The following is a 6,447-nucleotide window of genomic DNA, read 5'->3' on the forward strand; positions in this document are numbered from 1 at the left end:
GCGGATGGCGGGCCGCTGCCCCTGCCGTCTCCCGGCGCGGCGCCGATCGCGGTGCACCTGATGCCGCTGGCCGGCGCGGCCGCGGCGCTGTTCCTGCCCGACCCCGCGGCCGATCCTGCCTCCGGCCTGCGCGGCCTGGTCGCGGCCTATCGCCTGACCGGCGCGGAAGGCGCGCTTCTGGCGCTGCTGCTGCGGGGGGAGACGCTCATCGGCGCGGCGCGTGCGCTCGACGTCGCGCCCTGCACGGCGCGCACGCATCTGTCCCATCTGTTCGCCAAGACCGGCACGGCGCGCCAGGCGGAACTCGTCGCGCTCGCGGCACGGCTGACGGCGCCCGTGCGCGGCTGACCGCTCTCATGCCCTCCGCCCACAGGCCCTGGCTGCGGTGCGGACGGAATGGCGCGCGGGGCCGCCGGGACGGCCGCGCGCGGGACAGGCTCGGCGACGCCGGCCGTGCGACGCCTCGTCCTTCGCGCGGTCTGGATCAGGCCAGCGCCGCGCGCGCCTGCCGCGCATCCTCGGCGATCGCGGCCTTCAGCTCCTCGAGCCCCGCGAACTTCGCGTCGGCGCGCAGGAAGCGGACGAGCCGCACGCCGATCTCCTGGCCGTAGATGTCGCCGGACCAGTCGAAGATGTAGGTCTCGAGCCGCGTCTCGGGGTCGCCGCCCAGCGTCGGGCGGCGGCCGACATTGGCCACGCCCTTCGCCTCCGTCCCGTCCGGCAGCGCGACCGCCACGGCGTAGACGCCGCGCGCGGGCTCCAGGTGCCGGCCGAGCCACATGTTGGCCGTCGGCCAGCCGAGCACGCGGCCGAGCTTGTCGCCATGCACCACCGTGCCGCGGATCTCCCATGGCCGGCCGAGCTTCTCCGCCGCGCGCTCGGGATAGCCATCCTGCAGCAGGCGACGGATGCGGCTCGAGGAGACGGCCTCCCCGCCATGATGCACGGGCGGGACGATGGACAGGCCCATGCCGCGCTTCTCGGCTTCGCGTTGGAGGAAGGCGACGTCGCCGCCGCGCCGGTGCCCGAAGGCGAAGTCCGGCCCGCAGGCGAGGTGCTTCGCGCCGAGGCCCTTGTGCAGCACCTGCTCCACGAAGTCCTCCGCCGTCAGCGCGGCGAAGGCGGCATCGAAGGGCAGGGCGAAGACGAAGCGCGCGCCGCCCGCCCGCAGCGCGGCGGCCTTGGCGGTCAGAAGCGTCAGGCGGAAGGGCGGGTCGTCGGGACGGAAATGCTCGCGCGGATGGGGCTCGAAGGTCAGGGCCGCGAGCGGCAGGTCGGGGCGCGCGCCATGGGCGGCGCGCAGCACGGCGGCATGGCCCAGATGGACGCCGTCGAAATTGCCGAGCGCGATGGTCGCGCCGCGGGCCTCGCGGGGGATGTGGTGCCAGGTGTCGATGAGCATCTTGGTCAGTGCGGGGGAGGGGAACCTCCCCCGTACCCCCTCCCTTCTTGATCCGTTTGGCGCCAGGACGGGCCGGGGGCGCTAGGCCTCCCCAGGCACCAGCCAGCGCGGCACCTCCGGCGCGGCGAAGCCGGCCAGGGCATCGAGCGCGCCCTCGCCATCCGGCGCGATCATCGCCATGCGCCGCATCTCGGGCTTCAGGAAGCCTTCCTCGACCATGTGGTCCAGCATCGCCATCTGCCGCGACCAGAAGCCGAGCGTGTCGATGAAGGCGACACCCTTCCTGTGGATGCCGAGCTGCAGCCAGGTCAGCGCCTCCACCACCTCCTCCAGCGTGCCGTAGCCGCCGGGCAGGACGAGGAAGCCATCCGACATCTCCGCCATCATCGCCTTGCGCTCGTGCATCGAGGCGACGACGCGCAGGTCGGGCAGGTCGCGGTTGCCGGCCTCCCGCATCACCAGCCCATGCGGGATGATGCCGGTCACCGGCGCGCCTGCGGCGAGCGCCGCGCGCGAGACGATACCCATCAGCCCGACGGCGCCGCCGCCGAACACAAGGCCCATGCCGCGCGCGGCGATGGCGCGGCCGAGCGCCTCGGCGGCCGCGGCGTATTCGGGCCGCGCGCCGGCGGCCGAGCCGCAGAAGACACAGACGCGGCGCATGCTATTCCGCGGCCTTCACGGCCTGGCTGGCGCGGGAGGGAACGGAGACATAGGCCTCGCCCTCCAGCACCGGCTCGCCCTTCACGGTGCAGACGGTGCGCAGCGTCGCACGGTGCTTTTCCGGGTGCAGCGCCATGACCTCGACCGTCGCGGTCACCGTCTCCCCGATCTTCACCGGGGCGCGGAACTTCAGCGACTGGGACATGTAGATGGTGCCGGGCCCGGGCAGCTGCGTGCCGAGCACCTTGGTGATCAGCCCCGCGGCCAGCATCCCGTGCGCGATGCGTTCCTTGAAGATGGTCGTCGCGGCGTATTCGGCGTCGAGATGCATCGGGTTGGTGTCGCCGGTCACGGCGGCGAACAGCACGATGTCCGCCTCCGTCACGGTCTTGGAGAACTTCGCCGTCAGGCCGACCGTCAGGTCCTCGAAGAAGTAAAGCTCGGGCATGGGCGATCCGGGTCCCGCTTGCTGCGCTGCGGGATCGGTCGTTACCGGCGCGGCGCGGGATGGACAAGCGAAAAGGCCGCGGCGAGAAGAAGCTCCTTCCAGCACAGGGGTTCAGCGCCATGCCGCAGGCCGAGATCGGAACGTCGGAACGGATTCTCGAGGAACTCCGCAGCTGGGTGGAGCACGAGACGCCGACCACCGACGCGGCCGCGGTGAATGGCCTGATCGGCCGCGCGGAGGCCGAGCTGCGCGCGGTGGGCGCGGCGATCGAGCGCATTCCCGGCACCGACGGCTATGGCGACACGCTGGTCGCCCGCACGCCGGGGGAAGGGGCGCCGGTGGTGGTGGCCGGGCATCTCGATACCGTCTGGGACCACGGCACGCTCGCCGGGCCGATGCCCTTCCGCATCGATGGCGCCAAGGCGCATGGGCCGGGCATCTACGACATGAAGGCGGGGTCCTTCTTCGCCTTCCATTCGGTCCGCGAGATCCTGCGCGGCAAGGTCGCGACGAAGCGCCCGATCGTGCTGCTGCTGACGCCGGATGAGGAAGTGGGGAGCCCGACATCCCGCGCGCCGATCGAGCGTGCGGCGGCCGGCGCGCGCGCCGTGCTGATCCCCGAGCCCGCCGGGGTGGGCGGGTCCTGCGTGACGGCGCGCAAGGGCGTGGGCCGCTTCGTGATGAAGGTGCATGGCGTTTCGGCCCATGCCGGCGGCAACTGGCAGGATGGCCGCAGCGCGGTGGTGGCGCTGGCGAAGAAGATCCTCGAGATCCATGCGCTGACCGACCTCGCCGGCGGGACGACGACCAACGTCGCGCCGATCTGGGGCGGCACGCGGCCGAACGTCGTGCCGCCGGAAGCGGGCTGCGAGATCGACTGCCGCGTCACCTCCATCCCCGAGGGCGAGCGGATCGAGCGCATCATCCTCGGCATGGCCGGCGAGGCGGACGGCATCCGCATCGAGGTGGAGGGGGGCATGAACCGCCCGCCCATGGTCGAGACGCCGGAGATCACGGCGCTGCACGAGATGGCGCGCGGCATCGCGGCGAAGCATGGCTACGACCTGCCCAAGGCGCATCGCGGCGGCGGGTCGGACGGCAACTTCACCGCGGCGATGGGCGTCCCCACGCTCGATGGCCTGGGCTGCACGGGGGCGGGGGCGCACGCGCCCTTCGAGCACATCCTGTGGCGCGACCTGGCGCCGCGCTGCGCGACGCTGTGCGAATTGCTGGAGACGATCGCATGAGCAGCGCGGCCTTTGGGTGTGGCGCGCCTGCGGCGCGACGCTGCGCGCACGGCCGGCGACGATCGGCGGCTGCGTGATCGCCGTGCCGGCCGCCCTGCGCGGAATCGTCCGCGCGATGTGGGACCGCGAGCTGGCGGACGGCCTCGCCAGGCTGGCGCGCACGCCCTGCGAACGGGTCCGCACAGTGGCGGTCGAAGTCGCGGCGGAACCTCGTCGCTGGGACCTCGACCTCCTCACGCGACTCGCGATGGGGGAGTTGCCGGTCGAGGAGAGGGCGGCGTTCTTCGCCGCCTGCGACCGCCATCGGGAAGGCGGGCCGCTGTCGGGCATGGCCCACCTGCCGACGACGGCCGCGCTGCGCAAGGTGCTGTTCCCGATGCTGGCCGCCCGCTTCGGAGACAAGCCGGTCGCCCTGGGCCGCGCCGAGTTCCTGATGATCGCCGCGCGCGCCCCGGTGCCGATGCGGCTGTGGATGGACACGGCGAGCCGCGGTCAGGGGCTGCGCTGGTCCGTCCAGGTGGTGCGGCTGCCGGAGCAGCGGATGCGCTACGCCGTGTCCGACGCGTCGCTGCTCGGCATCACGATGGGGATGGGCGGCTGGGACCGCATGCGGGCCGACCGGTTGGAGGAGCATGCGGCGCTGCTGGTCGAGCGCGTGGCGGAGACGGTGGCCGCGCTGTCGGGCGTGGACTGGGACGCGGCCGATCGCTGACGACGCGACCGGGACGGCCGGGGCACGCCGCGATCATGCCGGATCGGGGTGACCCGGATTTTGCGCGGCGGACCGGGCGCCTTCCTAGGCTGAGGCATCGGATCGGCCGGCTCCGGCCGATCGGATCCTGCCCTATTTTCCCAGCCGCTGCGCCTGCTCCTGCGTGCGCTTCACCGCCTCGGCCACCTGGCTGACGGCGGTGTTCACCTCGGCGATGCTCATGTTCACGCTGGCGACGGCCTCGGCCGCGCTGCGCATGTTGCCGGACATGCCGCGCGTCGTCGCCTCCTGCTCCTGCACCGCGGCCGCCGTCGTGCCGACATTCTCCGTCACGGTCGTGACGGCGGCGCGGATGCCGGCGAGCGCGGTCGCGACGCCCCGGGACGTCGCCTGCACCTGGTTGATCTCGGTCTTGATCTGCTCGGTGGCGCGGGCGGCCTGGACGGCGAGGTTCTTCACCTCCGAGGCGACGACCGCGAAGCCCTTGCCGGCATCCCCCGCGCGCGCCGATTCGATCGTGGCGTTCAGCGCGAGCAGGTTGATCTGGCTGGCGATAGTGCCGATCGCCTCGACGATGCCGGTCATGGACTGCGCCGCGGCGGCCATCGCGTCGGCGCTGCGGCCGACCTCGACCGCCTGCTCGAGCGCGCCCTGTGCGGCGGTCTGGCTCTGCGCCATGGCCTCGGCGATCGAGCCCGCGGCGGCCGCGAGCTGCTCGCTCCCCGCGGCGACCTCCCGCACATTGCCCGCGGTGCTTTCGGCAGCGGCCGTCACGTTGCGCGCCGCGTCGGCGGAATGGCCGATCGCCGCCGTCATCGAGTCGATCAGCTGGCGCAGATGCTCCTGCACCTCCATCTGCGCCGTGACCTCATGGGCGAACTTCACCACCTTGGTGATGCGGCCCGTCTCGTCCGCGATGGGGTTGTAGGCGCCTTCGATCCACACCGTGCGGCCGCCCTTGGCGAGACGGCGGAAGCGCCCGGCGTTGTAGGTGCCGCCGGCGAGGCTCGGCCAGAAGGCGCGGTATTCCTCCGACGCCACGTGGACGGGGTCGATGAAGATGCTGTGGTGCCGGCCGGCCAGTTCCTCGGCCGTGTAGCCCATCAGCGCCAGGAAGTTCGCGTTGGCGCGCAGGATGGTGCCGTCGACGTCGAATTCGATCGCGGCCTGGTTGCGCTCGATCGCGCTGAGCTGCGCCGCCTGGTCGCGCACGATGCGCATCGCCCGCGCATCCGTCCATTCGACGCTGTATCCGAGCCGCGCGCCCTTGTCGGTCAGCGGCGTGACCAGCAGGTCGAACATGCTGTCGGCGATCCGGATGGACGCCGCGTGCGGCTTGTCGAGCCGCGTCAGCATGGTGCGCTGGTGGGTCGGGTTCTTGTGGAAGACGTCGATGTTGCTGCCCACGAGCGCGGCGGCCTTGAAGCGCGGCAGCTCGCGCCTGAGGTCTGCTTCCGCCGCGGCCAGCAGCGCCATGGCGGCGGGATTGACGTAGGTGATGTTGAGATCGTTGTCCGCGATCATCACCTTCGCGCCGAGTGCCTCGAGCGCGGCGATCCGCGCCAGCGGCGCCTCCGATTTCGTGCGTCTGACGAACATGCCCCGGCTCCTTCCTTGGACGCGCCGCGGATCGCGACGCGCCTTCGGAGGGGATCCTAGGGAGCGTTCCGTAAATGCATCGTTTCGGAGCCGGACATTCCTGCATGAAGGGTCAGCGACGTGATCCGTCCCGCCTCGATCTCCACCTCCGCGACGGCGCGCCCGCCCTCCGCCTCGCCGAGGATCCGGTAGCGACCGGGCGCGAGGGGAATGCCCGCGCCGGCCCCGGCCGGCACCTCGATCGGCGGCGCGTCACCCTCCGCGCGCGCGATCGCGACCTGGGCGGGCGCCGCGCCGAGCCCTTCGAGGCGCAGCGCGAGCAGGCCGAAGCGGAGCGGCGCGGACAGCCGCGCCACCTCTCCCGCCGTGAGCCGCG

8 protein-coding genes are annotated in these 6,447 nt (G+C 72.6%); 3 read left to right on the forward strand and 5 right to left on the reverse strand.

The features are described from left to right. Nucleotides 1-348: helix-turn-helix transcriptional regulator (locus tag HW577_RS18230; protein WP_198377568.1), on the forward strand; the 348-nt coding region annotated here is incomplete at its 5' end. Nucleotides 349-484: 136 nt separating this feature from the next. Here HW577_RS18230 and HW577_RS18235 read toward each other — a convergent pair. From HW577_RS18235 to HW577_RS18245, 3 genes are all read right to left on the reverse strand, one after another. After that, entirely contained in the window at nt 485-1,402 is a 918-nt protein-coding gene (locus tag HW577_RS18235) for a bifunctional riboflavin kinase/FAD synthetase (protein WP_198377569.1), read from the reverse strand. Between the two features lie 81 nt (nt 1,403-1,483). Next, nucleotides 1,484-2,065 (reverse strand): LOG family protein, encoded by a 582-nt coding sequence (locus HW577_RS18240; protein ID WP_198377570.1) that lies wholly within the window; start codon nt 2,063-2,065, stop codon nt 1,484-1,486. A gap of 1 nt (nt 2,066) precedes the next feature. Next, nucleotides 2,067-2,513 carry a MaoC family dehydratase gene (locus HW577_RS18245; protein ID WP_198377571.1) on the reverse strand — a complete coding sequence of 149 codons (447 nt, stop codon included), beginning with the start codon at nt 2,511-2,513 and terminating at the stop codon, nt 2,067-2,069. A 59-nt stretch (nt 2,514-2,572) separates the two neighbouring features. Between HW577_RS18245 and HW577_RS18250 the strand changes: the two genes are divergently transcribed. Then, nucleotides 2,573-3,760, forward strand: a complete 1,188-nt coding sequence (locus HW577_RS18250) for a M20 family metallopeptidase (RefSeq protein ID WP_232475047.1) — start codon at nt 2,573-2,575, stop codon at nt 3,758-3,760. 16 nt (nt 3,761-3,776) lie between these two features. Continuing rightward, nucleotides 3,777-4,472: a hypothetical protein gene (locus HW577_RS18255; protein WP_198377572.1), complete on the forward strand. Its 696-nt coding sequence runs from the start codon at nt 3,777-3,779 to the stop codon at nt 4,470-4,472. Nucleotides 4,473-4,604: 132 nt separating this feature from the next. Here the strand turns inward: HW577_RS18255 and HW577_RS18260 are convergent, their stop codons facing one another. Together HW577_RS18260 and HW577_RS18265 are read right to left on the reverse strand one after the other, a co-directional pair. Beyond that, the gene (locus HW577_RS18260; RefSeq protein ID WP_198377573.1) at nt 4,605-6,071 is read right to left on the reverse strand and encodes a methyl-accepting chemotaxis protein; all 1,467 of its coding nucleotides are present in this window, start codon (nt 6,069-6,071) and stop codon (nt 4,605-4,607) included. Nucleotides 6,072-6,127: 56 nt separating this feature from the next. Then, nucleotides 6,128-6,447: hypothetical protein (locus tag HW577_RS18265; protein WP_198377574.1), on the reverse strand; the 320-nt coding region annotated here is incomplete at its 5' end.

The organism is Neoroseomonas rubea (assembly GCF_016106015.1).
Classification (GTDB): domain Bacteria; phylum Pseudomonadota; class Alphaproteobacteria; order Acetobacterales; family Acetobacteraceae; genus Neoroseomonas; species Neoroseomonas rubea.

Bases quoted from the DNA above. Each gene is read 5' to 3' on its own strand.
- HW577_RS18235 (WP_198377569.1), bottom strand. From the start codon at position 1,402: ATGCTCATCGACACCTGGCACCACATCCCCCGCGAGGCCCGCGGCGCG.
- HW577_RS18240 (WP_198377570.1), bottom strand. From the start codon at position 2,065: ATGCGCCGCGTCTGTGTCTTCTGCGGCTCGGCCGCCGGCGCGCGGCCC.
- HW577_RS18245 (WP_198377571.1), bottom strand. From the start codon at position 2,513: ATGCCCGAGCTTTACTTCTTCGAGGACCTGACGGTCGGCCTGACGGCG.
- HW577_RS18250 (WP_232475047.1), top strand. From the start codon at position 2,573: ATGGACAAGCGAAAAGGCCGCGGCGAGAAGAAGCTCCTTCCAGCACAG.
- HW577_RS18260 (WP_198377573.1), bottom strand. From the start codon at position 6,071: ATGTTCGTCAGACGCACGAAATCGGAGGCGCCGCTGGCGCGGATCGCC.